Genomic DNA, 15,409 nt, shown 5'->3' with positions numbered 1-15,409 from the left:
GCCTTGATCGAGCCGCAAGCGGAGTACAAGCGATCTTCAAGCCGCATATCGCACGCTTTTGCCCGCAAACAACGAGATAGCGATTTCGCACTGTCAATGGAGATTGGTGTGAAAAGGGGGCGAAGTGTCCGTTGGTGTGAGAAACGGGGCGTCGGTGACCGCGGGGCGGGGGGATGACCCGAGGGAGCCGGAACACTCGGTCCCGGGCCGCGTCCACGAAGCCATCGAGACGCGGTGCCGACGTGTTCCTGATCGCGTCGCCGTGGTGGCGGGCACCAGCAGGCTCACCTACGCGGAGCTGGATCGCAGGGCCGACGGCGTCGCCCATGCCCTGGCCGCGCGGGGGATCGGGCGGGGGCAACTGGTCGGGGTTTGCCTGGCGCGCGACGAGTGGCTCGTCCCGGCGCTCGTGGGGGTGTGGAAGGCGGGGGCGGCCTACGTGCCGCTCGACCCCGCCTATCCGGCCGAGCGGCTCACGTTCATGGCGGAGGACTCGGCCGTCGCCGCGGTGCTCACCTCCGCCGGGCTGCGCGGGGTGGTCGTACGGACCAGGGCCGAGACCGTCCTCGTGGACGACGTGGTGCCGGGCGCCGCGGCGCCCCGCGTGGCGGGGGATCCGAGCGACGCGGCGTACGTCATCTACACCTCCGGCTCCACCGGGACGCCCAAGGGCGTGGTCGTGGAGCACCGCAACACCCTGAACCTGCTGCGCTGGGAGGCGTCGGCGTACTCCGCCGAGGAGCTGAGCGGCATGCTGGCCGGCTCCTCGGTCTGCTTCGACGCGTCGATCACCCAGCTCTTCGTGCCGCTGGTCGCCGGCGGGACGGTGATCCTCGCCGACACCCTGCTGTCGCTGCCCACCCTGCCGGCGAGGGATGAGGTGACCACGGTGAACGGGGTGCCCTCCGCGCTGTCGGTGTTGCTGCGCGAGCCGCTGCCGAGCGGGGTGCGCACGGTGCTCTCCGGAGGCGAGCCGCTGACCGGAGCCCTGGTGCGGCGGATCTACGCCAACCCTGGAGTGCGCCGGGTGCTGAACCTGTACGGCCCCACGGAGTGCACCACGGCCTGCGCCGCCTTCGAGGTGGGCCGGGACTACGAGGGCGATCCCCCGCTCGGCGAACCGATGGCCGGCGCGGTGCTCACCGTACGGGACGAGGGAGGGAACCCGGTCCCCGACGGGGAACTCGGTGAGTTGTGGATCGGCGGGCCGGGTGTGGCCCGCGGATACCTCGGACGTGAGTCGTCCGCGTTCCGCACCGACCCCGACGGCAGCCGCGTCTACCGTACGGGCGACTTGGTGCGCCGGGTGAACGGCGAGTTGCGCTACGCCGGACGGACCGACGACCAGGTCAAGATCCGCGGCTACCGGGTGGAGCTGGGCGAGGTGGAGGCGGCGCTGGGCCGCCATCCCGCGGTACGCAGGGCCGTCGTGCTGGCCGCGACCGGCGACGACGGGATCGCCTACCTGGCCGGCCACGTGGCGGCGTCCGGAGTGAGCGAGCGGGACCTGCGGGACTGGCTGCGCGCCCGGCTGCCCGACCACCTGGTGCCGACCCGGATCGGTGTCGCCGAGGAGCTTCCGCTCGCCCCCACGGGCAAGGTGGATCGCGCGGCGCTGCCCAGGCTCGGCGCGGTCCGTCCGGCCGGCGCGGCGCTGGTCGCCCCGCGCACCGACGACGAGCGTCTGGTGGCGGAGGTGATCGCCGGCGTGCTGGGGCTGCCCGAGGTCGGCGTCCACGACCGCTTCACCGACCTCGGCGGGCACTCCCTGGCCGCGGCCAGGGTCGTCACCGAGCTGTCCCGACGGCTGGGGCACACCGTGCCGCTCGCCGCCTTCCTGACCGACCCGACCGCCGCGGGCATGGCCGCCCGGCTGCGCGAGCCGTCCAGCGGTCAGGACCGCCCCGCTCCCGTCCGCCGCGGCGACCCGACGCGGCATCCGCTGACCGACATGCAGCGCGAGTTCTGGACGCTGAGCCGGCTCCATCCCGACAGCCCCGTCACCACGGTGGCGGTCCGGTTCCGCGTACGCGGCCTGACCGGCGTGGCGCCGCTGCGACGGGCACTCGACGCGGTGGTGCGCCGGCACGAGGTGCTGCGCAGCACGGTGGCCGTCGACGATGACGGCCTGCCGTACGCAGTGGTGCACCCACCGGCCCCCGTGCCCCTGACCGAGCACGCCGCGGGGGAGGACCCGGAGAAGGTCGCCCAGGAGGCGGCGGCGCACGTGTTCGACCTGACCGGTGAGGTGCCGCTGCTGAGGGCGAGCCTGTGCCGGCTGGGCGAGGGGGAGGCCGAGCTGGTGGTCGTGGCCGACCACATCGCCTTCGACGGCGGCTCGGTCGGGGTGCTGATGAGCGAGCTGGCCGCCGAGCTCGCGGGCGAGGCGGTGACCGGGCCGGAGGTCAAGTTCGGCGACGTGGCCGTGCGGCAGCTCGACCATCCGGACCTGGCGCGGCTGCGGGAGTTCTGGCGGGCCGAGCTGGACGGCGCGCCGGTGACGGACCGGGCGCCCGCGGACCTGACGGCGGACCGGGTGATCCGGCCGCTCCCCGAGGAGTTCCTCACGCGTGTGGCGGGGCTGGCCAGGGACTGCGGCGCCACCCCCTTCGCGGTGTACCTCGCCGGTCTGGCCCTGGCCGCCGGGGAGCCGGACACCCTGGTCGGGGTGGTCGCGGCACGCCGGGCCCGGCCGGAGCTGACCGGCGTCATCGGCCCCCTGGTGGACACCGTGCCCGTACGGCTGCGCCCGACCGGCGAGCTGACCTTCCGGGGACTGGTCAGGGAGGCCGCGGCCGCGACCACCCGGGCACTGGTCCACCAGGAGATCCCGCCCGCCGACCTGCCCAGGGCCCCCGTGCTGCTCGCCATGCAGCACGCCGAGGTGCCGGTGCGCCTCGGCCCTCTGGAACTGCTCACCGAGCTCGGCTCGGGCGCGGCGGTGCACGAGCTCAGCGTCCTGGTCAACCGGACGGCGGACGGCACCGAGCTGCAGCTGGAGTACGGCAGGGCTCGTCTCGACCCGGCCGAGGCGGCGGCATACCTTGACCGGCTGATGTGGCTGCTGCGGTGCGCGCTGACCGACCCGGACCAGCCGTTGGCGGCCTTCGAGCTGGTCACCCCGGACGAGCGCTCCGCCCTGCTGGCGGCGGCGGCCGGGCCCGAGCCGGTGGCGTTCCCGGAGACGGTGCCCCGGGCGCTGGCGGCGCACACGGCCGGAACCGCGGTGACCGGGCCGGACGGCGCCTGCCTCACCTATGCGGAACTGCACGACTGGTCCGCCCGGGCGGCGGCCGGGCTGGTCGGGCAGGGGGTGGCGCCCGGCGAGGTGGTCGGGGTCTGCCTGCCGCGCGACCACCTCATGCCCGCGGTGCTGCTGGCGGTCTGGCGGGCCGGCGCGGCCTACCTGCCGCTCGACCCCGAGCATCCGCCCGCCCACCTGCGCGCGCTCGCCGAGGACGCGGGGGTCCGGGTGGTGCTCACCCGCGGCGGCGTGGCCGTTCCCGGCCTGCCCACCCTGGACGTGGACCACCTGGCGGCCGCCCACGACGGCCCGGCCCGGTTGCCCGAGGTGCGGGCCGGCGACCTGGCGTACGTGCTCTACACCTCCGGCTCCACCGGGGCGCCCAAGGGCGTCGAGGTCACCCACGGCAGCCTGGCCGCCCTCGCCGGCGGGATGGCCGCGGCGCTGCGGCTGGGCCCGGACGACGTCCAGCCGGCCGTCGCGCCCCTCACGTTCGACGCCTCGGCGTCCGAACTGTGGAGCGTCCTGGCCGCGGGCGGCACCTGCCTGGTGGTGGACCGGGCCACCGCGGTGGACGGGCACGCGCTGGCCGAGGTGATCACGGCCGGCGGGGTCACGGTGATCGACCTCGTGCCGACGGCGTACCGGATGCTGCTGGCCGCCGGCTGGGCCGGCGACCCGGCGCTGCGGGCCGTCGTCGGCGGGGAGACCCTGGACCCGGCGCTGGCCGAGCAGATCCTGGCCCGGGTCGGGGAGCTGTGGAACGCCTACGGCCCGACGGAGGCCACCGTCACGTCGACCCTGCACCGGGTCCGCCCAGAGGAGACCGGCCGGGTGCCGATCGGGCTGCCGATGCCGGGGGAGCGGGCGTACGTGGTCGACTCCGGGCTGCGGCTGGTGCCGCCGGGCGCGGTGGGCGAACTGCTGCTGGGCGGCGCGGGCGTCGCCCGGGGCTACCGGGGCCGGCCCGACCTGACGGCCGCCGCGTTCGTCGCCGACCCGTTCGTCCCCGGCGGCCGGTGTTACCGCACCGGAGACCTGGTGCGCCGGCGGCCGGACGGGGCGCTGGAGTTCCACGGCCGCAGGGATCACCAGGTGAAGGTGCGTGGATACCGGATCGAGCTGGGCGAGATCGAGGCGGTGCTGCACGAGGTGGCCCAGGGGGCGGTGACCGTCGCCGGCGTGGGCGCCCAGACGCACCTGGTCGGCTACGTCGCGCCCGAGACGACCGACCTGGCCGTCGTCGAGCGGCACGTCCGGTCGCGGCTGCCCGGTCACATGGTGCCCAGGCGGTGGGTCGCGCTGCCGGCCCTGCCGGTCCTGTCCAACGGCAAGGTGGACCGCGCCGCCCTGCCCGAGCCGCCCGACGCGCCCGAGGACGGAAGGCCGGCGCCCGGCACCGACGCCGAACGCCTGGTGGCCGCGATCTGGGGCGCGGTGCTCGAGCGCACCGCGGTCTGGGCCGACGACGACTTCTTCGCCCTGGGTGGGCACTCGTTCGCCGCGACGCGGGTGGTCGGCCGGATCCGGGAGACGCTCGGGCTGGCCGTGCCGGTGCGGTCGCTGTTCGAACGGCCGCTGCTGGCCGACTTCGCCGCCGAGCTGGAAGAGCTCCTGCTGGCGGAACTGACGGGGGAAAGCGAGAAATGACCGAAACTCATCAGGACCGGATCGCCGATCTGCTCCGGTCCCGGTTCGCCGCTGCCCAAGCGGCGGTGGAAGCGCCCGGAGTCACCGGCATCCCGGCGACGTCCGCCACGGAGATGCCGCTGTCGCCCGCTCAGGAACGGCTGTGGTTCCTGGCTCAGCTCGAACCGGACACTCCCGCCTACAACGTGCCGCTGGCGCTGCGGCTCACCGGGCCGGTGGACGTGGAGGCGCTCACCGCCGCGGTGGCCGACCTGGCCGAGCGGCACTGGATCCTGCGCGGCGTCGTTGACGGCGCGCGGGTGCGCCCGGCCGGCGGCGTGCCCGTCCGCGTGGTGGACGTGGAGCCGGTCGCGCTGGAGAGGGAGCTGGCCGAGCAGGCGTGGCGCCCCTTCCGGCTGGACGCCGAGCCGCCCATGCGGGCCACGCTGTTCCGGCTCGGCGGCGACGAGCACGTGCTCGCGCTGACCCTGCACCACATCGCCACCGACGCCTGGTCGGAGCGCCTGCTGCTCCGGGACCTGTCGGCCCTGTACGCCGCCCGGCTCGGCCTGGCGCCGCGGCCGGAACCCCCGGCGCTGCAGTACGCCGACGTGGCGGCGTGGGAGGCGGCGTCGGAGGTGGGCGATCAGCCCGAGGCCGACCTGGACTGGTGGACCGGTCACCTGAACGGGCTGCCGCCGGTGCTGGACCTGCCCGCCGACCGGCCCCGCCCGGCCACCTCCACCTGGGAGGGGGACGCGGTCGCGGTCGAGGTGCCCGAGGCCCTGTCGGCCAAGGTGCGGGCGGTGGCGGGTGCCACGCCGTTCATGGTCTTCCTGGCGGGCCTGCAGGCGCTGCTGTCCCGGCTGTCCGGCAGTGACGACATCGCCGTGGGCGTGCCGCATGCCGGCCGCCACCACCCGGACGCCGAATCGGTGGTGGGCTGCTTCGTCAACACCCTGGTGATGCGCGTCGACACCTCAGGAGACCCCACCGGCGCGGAGCTGCTGTCCAGGGCGCGTGCCGCCGCGCTGGACGCGTTCGCCCACGCGCGCACGCCCTTTGAGCGGATCGTGGAGCGACTGCGGCCGGAGCGGAACCTCGCGGTCACCCCGCTGTTCCAGGTCATGCTGAACGTGTACGACGCGGGACCGCCGGTGAGCCTGCCCGGGGTCGAGGTCCGGGAGGAACCGCTGGCGTCACCGGTGGCCAAGTTCGACCTCAACCTCGAACTGTGCGACGACGGCCGCCGGTTCTCCGGTGAGCTGCGCTACCGCACCGACCTGTTCGAGGAGGCCACCGTACGGCGGCTCGCGGACTGGTATCTGGCGGTGCTGGACGGGATGCTCTCCGACCCTGACGCACCGGTGCGGCTGCCCGCGGGGGACGGCCTGCGCGGCCCGGCCAGGGACCTGCCGACGGGAACCCCGCTGCACGCGCTGGTCGAGCGGGTGGCCGAGGCCCGCCCGGACGCGACCGCCGTCGGGTCACTGAGCTACGCCGAGCTGGATCGGCGGGCCAACCAGGTGGCGAACCTGCTGCTGGCTCGCGGCGTGCGGCCGCAGGAGCCGGTCGGGGTGCTGCTGGAACGGCGGCCGGAGCTGGTGGTCGCCATGCTCGGGGTGCTCAAGGCGGGCGCGGCCTACCTGCCGCTGGACCCGGTCTACCCGGTCCGGCGGACGGAGGCGGTGCTGGCCGACGCGGGCGCGCGCTTCGTGCTCACCGAGGCCGAGATCGCCGCCGCCGCGGGCGAGTCCTCCGAGCGTCCGGGCGTGAGCGTTCCGCCGGAACACCTCGCGTACGTCATCTACACCTCCGGCTCGACGGGCGCGCCCAAGGGAGTCGCGGTCGAGCACCGGCAGATCGTCCACTACCTGGGCGCCGTGGCCGAGCGCCTGCCCGAGGGGCTGACGTCCTTCGCGCTCGTGTCCACCGCCGCGGCCGACCTGGGCCTGACGAACGTGCTGTGCGCGCTGACCTCGGGCGCCACCCTGCACCTGATCGACCACGAGGCGGCCACCGACCCGGCGGCGTACGCCGCCTATATGGCCGCGCACCCGGTCGACGCGGTCAAGATGGTGCCCAGCCAGCTGGAGCTGCTGGGCATGGACGCCCTGCCGCGCCGGCTGCTCGTCCTGGCCGGCGAGGCCGTGCCGCACGACCTGCTCGAACGGGTGCGGCAGGCGCGCCCCGACCTGGAGGTCCAGATCCACTACGGGCCCACCGAGACGACGGTCTCGGTGCTGGCCTGCGACGCCGCCGAGGCGTCCCGCGGCGTCGCGGCGCTCGGCCGGCCGCTGCCGAACGTGGAGTGCCGGGTGGTGGACGCCGCCGGACGGCCCCTGCCGTACGGCGTGCCGGGTGAGCTGTGGATCGGCGGGCCGAGCGTGGCCCGCGGCTACCTGGGCCGGCCCGACCTGACCGCGCAGCGGTTCGCGGACGGCTGGTATCGCACCGGAGACCGGGTGCGGGTGAACCCGGCCGGGCTGGTGGAGTTCCTGGGCCGGGTCGACGACCAGGTGAAGGTGCGCGGGTTCCGGGTGGAGCTCGGCGAGGTCACCGCCGCGATCCGGGCGCTTCCGCAGGTGGCCGAGGCCTTCGTGCAGCCCGTCGGCACGGGGGCGCAGCGGCGCCTGGCCGCCTGGGTGACGCCCGCCACCGTCGACGCGGCGCAGGTGCGTGCCGCGCTGCGGGAACGGCTGCCCGACTACATGGTGCCGGCGGCGATCGGCGTGCTCGACGCGCTGCCGCTCACCCCGAACGGCAAGGTCGACCGCGCGGCCCTGCCGGTGCCCGAGGCCGCGCCCGCGGTGCGCGTGCCGCCGGGCACGCCGCAGGAGCGCCTGCTCGCGGAGATCTGGGCGGAGGTCCTGGACCTGCCGCAAGTGTGGGTGGACGACGACTTCTTCGCCCTCGGCGGGCATTCCTTCGCCGCCACCCGCGCCGCCGGCCGGCTGCGCGAACGGCTCGGCGTGCCGGTCCCGGTACGGCTGCTGTTCGAGCATCCGGTGCTCGCCGACCTGGCCGCCCACCTCCCCCGTACGACCGGGGAGACCGGGACGCGGCGGCGCAGGGTGACCGGCCCGGCGCCGCTGTCGGGGGTGCAGGCCCGGCTGTGGTTCCTGGCGCAACTGGAGCCCGGCTCGACCGCGTACAACGTGCCGCTGGCGCTGCGGCTGCGCGGAGAGCTCGACGCGGAGGCGCTGCTGGGCGCGGTACGCGACCTCGCCGAGCGGCACCAGGTGCTGCGCAGCGTCATCGACGACTCCGGCGCCGAGCCGGTCCTGGTGGTGCGGCCGGTCGCGGAGGTGCCGGTCTCCACGGCCGACGTCGAGGCGTCCGAGGTCGAGGCCGCGGTGGCCGCGCACCTGGCCACCCCGTTCAGACTGGACCGCGAGCCGCCGATGCGGGCGGTCCTGCTCAGGGCGGGGGAGCGGGAGCACGTGCTCTCCCTCACCTTCCACCACATCGCCACCGACGCCTGGACCCGCGGACTGCTGTTGTCCGAGCTGTCCGCGCTGTACGCCGCCAGGCTCGGCGCGGGCCCGCGGCCGGAGCCGCCCCCGGCGCAGTACGCCGAGGTGGCCCCGCTGCCCGAGCCGGCCGACCTGGACTGGTGGGCCGAGCGGCTGCACGGCCTGCCGCCGGTGCTCGACCTGCCCACGGACAGGCCGCGCCCGGCGGTCGCCGATCCCGGCGGCGCCTCGGTGGAGCTGGAGCTCTCGGCGGAGCTGAGCGAGCGGGTCAGGGCGGTGGCCACCGCCTATCGGGCGACGCCGTTCGTCGTCCTGCTCGCCGGTCTGCAGGCCCTGCTGTCCCGGCTCTCGGCCGGCACCGACATCGCGGTGGGCGTGCCGGTCTCCGGCCGCGACCACCCCGACACCGAAAGAGTGGTGGGCTGCTTCCTCAACACGGTCGTGGTGCGGACCGACACCGGCGGCGACCCGACGGGCCACGAACTGCTGGCCCGGGTCAGGGAGGCGACGCTCGGCGCCCTGGCCCACGCCGGCGCGCCGTTCGACCGCGTGGTGGAGCTGCTGCGGCCGGAGCGGAACCTGGCCGCCACTCCGCTGTTCCAGGTGATGCTCAACTACATCCCCGGAGCCGGCGGCGCGCGGCTGCCCGGCCTGGACGCGACGGAGATCGACCTGGAGGAACGGACGACGAAGTTCGACCTGAACTGGCATGTGGTCGACCACGGGCCGGGCGTGCGGCTGCGCGGCGGGCTCGGCTACCGCACCGACCTGTTCGACGCGGCCACCGCGGCGCGGTTCACCCGGTGGTACCTCGCCCTGCTGGACGGCATGCTCGCCGACCCGGACGCCCCCGTGGGCGCGGTGCCGCTCGAGCCGGTGACGGGCCCGATCCTGGCCGGGGAGCCGCTGCCGTCGGCGGAGGACGTCCCGGCGGTTGATCAACCGGTGCGTGACCAACCCGTGCACCGGCTGATCGAGCGCTGGGTGGACGCCACTCCCGACGCGCTCGCCGTGGTCGGCGCGGACCGCGGCCTGACCTACGCCGAACTGGAGACGGCCGCCAACCGGATCGCCCACTGGCTGCTCGCCGCGGGGGTGCACGCCGACGAGCCGGTCGGCGTCCTGCTCGAGCCGGGAAGCGACCTGGCCTGCGCCCTGTTCGGCATTCAGAAGTCGGGCGGCGGCTACCTTCCCCTGGACCCGGCCTATCCCGCCGCCAGGGTCGCGACCATGCTCGACGCCGCGGGCGCGCGGGCGGTCGTCACCACCGAGGAGTTCGCCCCGCTGGCCGGTGACGGCCGTCGGGTTCTCCTGCTCGACCGGCTGCCCGACCTGCCGTCGGACCGGCCGGAGGTCGACGTGCGGCCCGAGCATCTGCACCACGTCATCTTCACCTCGGGCTCCACCGGCACGCCCAAGGCGGTGGCCGCCGAGCACCGCAGCGTGGCCGGATATCTGAGCGGCATGCTGCCCCGCATCGGCGCGCCCGGCGCGTCGTACGCGGTGGTCTCCACACCCGCCGCGGACTTCGGCCTCACCTGCGTGTTCGGCGCCCTGACCACGGGCGGGACGGTGCACCTGGTGCCGAGGGAGACCGCCATGGACCCCGGCGCGTTCGCCCACTACCTCGGCAGGCACCGGATCGACGTGGTCAAGTGCGTGCCCAGCCACCTGGAACTGCTGGCCTCCGGCGGCGACCTGGCCGCCGTGCTGCCGCGCAGGCTGCTCATCCTCGCGGGCGAGGCGTGCCCCTGGGACCTGGTAGAACGGGCCAGGGCCGCCCGCCCGGGACTGCGCATCCAGAGCCACTACGGGCACACCGAGTCCACGATGATCTGCATGGTCTGCGAGACCGACGAGGTCCCGACCGAGCGCAGAACCGGCATCGTGCCGTTGGGCCGGCCCCTGCCGGGGGTCTACGGGCACCTGGTCGACGGCGGCATGCGACCGGTGCCGGTCGGGGTGCCCGGCGAACTGGTGGTCGGCGGCCCTGGGGTCACCCGCGGCTACATCGGCAGGCCCGAGCTCACCGCCGAACGGTTCGTGCCGGACCCGCTGACCGGGGAGGGACGCTGCTACCGCAGCGGCGACCTGCTGCGGGTCACCGCCGACGGGCAGGTGGAGTTCCGCGGCCGGGTGGACGACCAGGTCAAGGTGCGCGGCTACCGGGTCGAGCTGGGAGAGGTGACCACCGCGCTCCGCGCCCTGCCCCAGGTCGCCGACGCCGTGGTGCTGCCGGTCGGGGAAGGGAAGGCGAGGCAGCTCGCCGCCTGGGTGACGCCGTCCACCGTGGAGGTCGCGGCGGTCAGGTCCGCGCTGCGCGAGCGGCTGCCCGACTACATGGTCCCGGCGCAGTTCGTGACGCTCGACCGGCTTCCGCTGAACCCGAACGGCAAGATCGACCGGGCGGCCCTGCCTGCGCCGCGGGCGGAGGCCGCCGGGTTCGTGCCGCCCGCCACGCCCGGCGAGGAGCTCGTCGCCCGGGCATGGGCGAAGGTGCTCGACGTGGAGCGCGTCGGGGCGGACGACGACTTCTTCGCCCTCGGCGGGGACTCCTTCGCGGCGGTGCGCGCGGTCAAGGAGATCGGCCGCGGCCTGCGGGTCATCGACCTGTTCACCCGGCCCACGGTCGCCGAGCTGGCCGCGTTCCTGGACCACCCGTCCCCGGGCCAAGAGGACTGCGGCGGGCTGCTGCACCGCCTGGGCGGCAGCCGCACCAGCGAGTTCACCCTGGTCTGCGTGCCGTACGGCGGCGGGTCGGCGGCGGTGTACCAGCCGCTCGCCCGGGCCCTCGGCGAGCGCGTGGAGGTGCTCGCCGTGGAACTGCCCGGCCACGACCCGGCGCGGCCGGAGGAGCCGCCGGCGCCGCTGGACGAGCTGGTGGAGGCCCTGGCCGCGGAGGTGAAGGCGACCGCGTCGGGACCGGTGGCGATCTACGGTCACTGCGTGGGCTCCGCGCCCGCGGTGGCCCTGGCCCGCAGGCTGGAGGCGGACGAGGTCCCCGTCCTCGGCGTGATCGCGGCCGCGAGCTTCCCGAGCGCGCGGCTGCCCGGCCTGGTCCGGCGGCTGTTCGGCGGCGACCGCCTGGTCTCCGACCGGCTGTTCCGCGACGCGCTGCGGGCCACCGGCGGGCTGCTCGACGACATGGACGAGGCCGCCAAACAGGCGGCGGTGCGGGCGATGCGCCACGACGCCGACCAGGCGCGGGAGTGGTTCGGCCGCGAACTCGCCGGCGGGGGACCGCTGCTGCGCGCCCCCGTCCTGTGCGTCGTCGGAGAGCGGGACCGGGCCACCGAGCTGTACGAGGAGCGGTACGCCGAGTGGGCGGCCTTCGCCCCCAGGGCCGAGTTCGCCGTGCTGCCCCGCGCCGGCCACTACTTCCTGCGGCACCAGGCCGAGCCGCTGGCCGCCCTGATCACCGAGCGCGTCGGGCGCTGGGCGTCCGGGCGGTTGCCCGACCCCGTGAGCACGCCCGTACGGACCGGCCTGCGCCCGTTCTACACCGTCGCGAGCGGGCAGCTGGTGTCGGCCGTGGGCACGGCGCTGAGCTCCTTCGCCCTCGGCGTCTGGGCCTACCAGAACAGCGGCCGGATCATCGACCTGGCGCTGATCGTGATGCTGTCCCAGATCCCGACCGTGCTGCTCACCCCGCTGGGCGGCGCGCTGGCCGACAGGGTGGACCGGCGCCGGATCATGCTGGCCTGCGACGCCGTCTCCGGGATCGCCATGGCGGCGCTGGTCCTGCTGCTGATCACCGGCAATCTGGCGATGTGGAACGTGTGCTTCATCGTCGGCGTCACCTCGGTGGTCATGGCCTTCCAGCAACCCGCCTACCTCGCCGCGGTCGCGCAACTGGTGCCCAAGCCGTACCTCACCCAGGCCAACGCCCTGGCCAACCTGGGCTTCGGGGTGGGCAACGTGGTCGCGCCGCTCGCCGGCGGCGCGCTGATCGGCGTGTTCGGGCTGTCCGCGGTGGTGGCACTCGACGTCGCCACGTTCGCCGTGGGGGTGGTCACCCTGCTGGTGGTCCGGTTCCCCGACCGGCTGTTCCACCGTCAGGAGGAGACGTTCCGCGCGGCGCTGACCGGCGGCTGGCGGTTCCTCCTGCGGCGCCGGCCGCTGCTCGTGATGGCGGTCTACTTCGCAGTGGTCAACTTCTGCACCGCGCTGATGTGGGTGCTGGTCACTCCGGTCGTGCTGGCCATCGGCTCCCCGGCCGAGCTGGGGACGGTGACCGCGCTCGGCGGCCTCGGCGCGGCCGTGGGCACCGGTGTGGTGCTGGTATGGGGAGGGACCCGGCGCCGGGCCACCGGAATGATCGCCTTCGTGGTCGGGTCCGGCATCGGCGTGGTGCTGATGGGCGTGTGGCCGGCGGTATGGCTGATCGCGGCCGGGCTGTTCCTGCGGCTGGCCTGCATGAGCATCGGCAACGCGCACTGGCTGTCCATCATCCAGGTGAAGGTGGGCCCGGAGCTGCAGGGCCGCGTCCTGGCCGTCAACGTCATGCTGGCCACGGCCATGCAGCCGCTGGGCTTCCTGTCCGCGGGCCCGCTGGCCGACTGGGCCCAGCCGTACGCGTCCGGCCCGGGCCGGGGCGCCGCGCTGGTGCTGCTGGCCAGCGGCGTGTTCCTGGCCGTCTGGGGCCTGCTGGGGCTGCGTTACCGGCCGCTGCGTCACCTGGAGGACCGTGTCCCCGACGCCGCGCCGCCGCCCGAGGCCGCGGCCGACCTGGACGCCGTCCAGGCGGAGCTGCTGAACGCGGTAAGCGAGCGTGCCGAGGGGCGAGTGCCGCTGCGGGCCGAGGGTGAGGAGGTGGCATGATCCTGGTGACGGCAGCCGACGTGACCGCGGCCGCGGCCAGGATCGCGCCGTTCGTCCGGCGCACCCCGCTGCTGCGCCTGCCCGGCGAACGACTCTGGGTCAAGCCGGAGAACCGGCAGCCCACCCGCTCCTTCAAGGTGCGCGGCGCGGCCAACGCCGTCGGCCGGCTGGCCGAGCGCGGCGTGCGGCACGTCATCGCCCAGTCCTCCGGCAACCACGCCCAGGCCATCGCGTACGCCGCCGCCGAGCACGGCCTGCGGGCGACGGTGGTGCTGCCGGACACCGCGCCGGCTCTGAAGGTGAACGCGGCGCGCGGGCTGGGCGCGGAGGTGGTGATCGCACCGCCCGCTCTGCGGGAGGTCACCTGCCTGGCCCTGGCCGACCGGCTCGGGGCTACCGTGGTCCGCTCCGACGACTTCGACGTCATCGCCGGGCACGGCAGCGTCGGCGCCGAGATCGCCGCCGACGTGCCCAGCGCCGGCACGATCCTGGTGCCGGTCTGCAACGGCGGCCTGCTGGCCGGGGTCGCCGTCGCGGCCAAGGCCGCCTATCCGGCGATCCGCGTGATCGGCGTCGAGCCCGAGCTGGCCGCCGACGGCGCGGCCAGCTTCCGCTCGGGCCGGCGTACGGCGTGGCCGGTGCGGCAGACCTACCGCACCTGCGCGGACGGCCTGCGTGCTCCGGTCCTGGGCGCCCTGGCATGGGAGCACATCCACCGCTACGTGGACGACATGGTGACGGTGAGCGAGGACGCCATCATGGCGGCCGCCCGCCTCCTGCGGCAGGAGCTGGGTGAGCACGTCGAGCCCAGCGGCGCCGCCGCCACCGCCGCCTACCTCACCCATCGGGCGGCGCTGCCGCCCGGGCCCGTGGTGGCCGTCCTCTCCGGCGGAAACGTGGCCGTCCACCCCGACGTAGGCGAGGTGGAGGAGCGCGTGCTCGTCGGAGGCCCGTGAGGGGGCGTCCGCCGGCGGCCGGTGAACCCGAGAGGGACACCGTCCGCCGGCGGACGATCGCGGAGGCGCGTGGGCAGGCCTCGGGTGGAAACGGCCGGCGGACCGGTCTGACGCGAACGCCGGCCGTCAGGTGCCCGCGGCCACCTGGGCGGGCGTCCACGGAGGCAGGCCGAGTTGCACCGAGATGCCGCGGAGCAGCGAGTCGTGCATCCGGGCTCTGGTCATGCCGGAAACCTGTGTGGCCACGGCGATTTCGAAGCCGTCGATCTGGGTGAGGATCAGATCGACGGTCTCCTCCACCGTCGAGTGGACCCGGAAGACCCCGTTGGCCAGGCCCTCCTCGATCGCGGCGTGCATGGGGGCCCGCCAGCCGTCGTACTGGAGCCCGAAGAGGCGTCTGAGCTCCTTGTCCCGCGCGGACGCGGCGGCGTATTCCATGAACGCGAGGCAGCGGTTCCGGAAGCCGCGCGGGTGGGTGATGTACTCCACCAGGCTGCGGATGCGGTCCCAGGGGTCGCGATGGCGGGCCGCGATCTCCTCCAGTCCCTGAATGATCTTCCCGGTGTGGTGCGCGAAGGCGGCCAGCATCAGTCCGTCGCGGGTCTCGTAGTAGTGCTGCAGCGTGCCGATCGACACCCCGGCGTGCTTGGCGACGTCCCGCAGCCGGACCCGCTCGTAGCCCATCTCGGCGACCAGCTCGATGACCGAGGCGAGGATGCGCCCTCGCTGACCGTCGGTCCGTACCTCCAGTGCGGCGTCCACCCGTTGCCCTTTCTCGGCCCGTCCTGTGCCTGTCGCCTCCGGAGCGCACTATAGCGATCGTCGACGCGTAAAAGGAACCCGAAAAGCCCTATTGACAAGGGCATGAAGCCACTCCTCTAATAATGCGGTACTAACGGAGCCGGAGCGCTGACGCAGGTCGGAGCGCTCCGCGGAGCCATGGACTGGAGGGGGCGGTGGGCAAGACGATCATCTGTCCGTGCCATGACGTGACCGTCGAGGACATCCGGGCGATGTACGCGGCGGGCTACACCCACCCCGAGACGCTGAAGCGGGCGACGGCCGTCTTCATGGGCCCCTGCCAGGGCAAGCACTGCGCGGGCCCGGTCATGGAACTGCTGCGGGAGCTGGCGGGCGGCGACGAGGGACGGGTCGACCGGCGCCCCACGGCCCGGCCACCGCTGCGTCCCGTCCCTCTCGGCGTGCTCGCCGGCGCCGCCGGGCCGTCCGCCGAGACGAGCTCTGAGACGAGCCCCGTGAACGGTACGACGGGGGGTGCCTGA

The 15,409-nt window shown here is 74.8% G+C and carries 5 protein-coding genes; 4 read left to right on the top strand and 1 reads right to left on the bottom strand.

The genetic code is table 11. The features are described 5' to 3' along the window. Positions 1–124: 124 nt before the first annotated feature. The 3 genes from Msi02_RS17945 to Msi02_RS17935 are packed head-to-tail and all read left to right on the top strand — an operon-like array spanning position 125 to position 14,126. Positions 125–4,894, top strand: coding sequence for a non-ribosomal peptide synthetase (locus tag Msi02_RS17945; protein WP_308441813.1), 4,770 nt, complete (start codon positions 125–127; stop codon positions 4,892–4,894). Then, entirely contained in the window at positions 4,891–13,170 is an 8,280-nt protein-coding gene (locus tag Msi02_RS17940; RefSeq protein WP_204049409.1) for a non-ribosomal peptide synthetase/MFS transporter, read from the top strand. The genes Msi02_RS17945 and Msi02_RS17940 overlap by 4 nt, the downstream gene beginning before the upstream one ends. Continuing rightward, positions 13,167–14,126, top strand: a complete 960-nt coding sequence (locus Msi02_RS17935) for a threonine ammonia-lyase (protein ID WP_204049408.1) — start codon at positions 13,167–13,169, stop codon at positions 14,124–14,126. The genes Msi02_RS17940 and Msi02_RS17935 overlap by 4 nt, the downstream gene beginning before the upstream one ends. Positions 14,127–14,252: 126 nt before the next feature. On the opposite strand, the gene Msi02_RS17930 is transcribed toward Msi02_RS17935, so the two are convergent. Next, entirely contained in the window at positions 14,253–14,888 is a 636-nt protein-coding gene (locus Msi02_RS17930; RefSeq protein WP_204049407.1) for a TetR/AcrR family transcriptional regulator, read from the bottom strand. Positions 14,889–15,082: 194 nt separating this feature from the next. Between Msi02_RS17930 and Msi02_RS17925 the strand changes: the two genes are divergently transcribed. Beyond that, positions 15,083–15,409, top strand: a complete 327-nt coding sequence (locus tag Msi02_RS17925) for a (2Fe-2S)-binding protein (RefSeq protein WP_204049406.1) — start codon at positions 15,083–15,085, stop codon at positions 15,407–15,409.

The sequence above is a fragment of the Microbispora siamensis genome (assembly GCF_016863095.1).
GTDB classification, from domain to species: Bacteria; Actinomycetota; Actinomycetes; order Streptosporangiales; family Streptosporangiaceae; genus Microbispora; species Microbispora siamensis.
The sequence above is the reverse complement of the archived record's forward strand: the minus strand, read 5'-3'. Positions and strand labels throughout refer to the sequence as shown.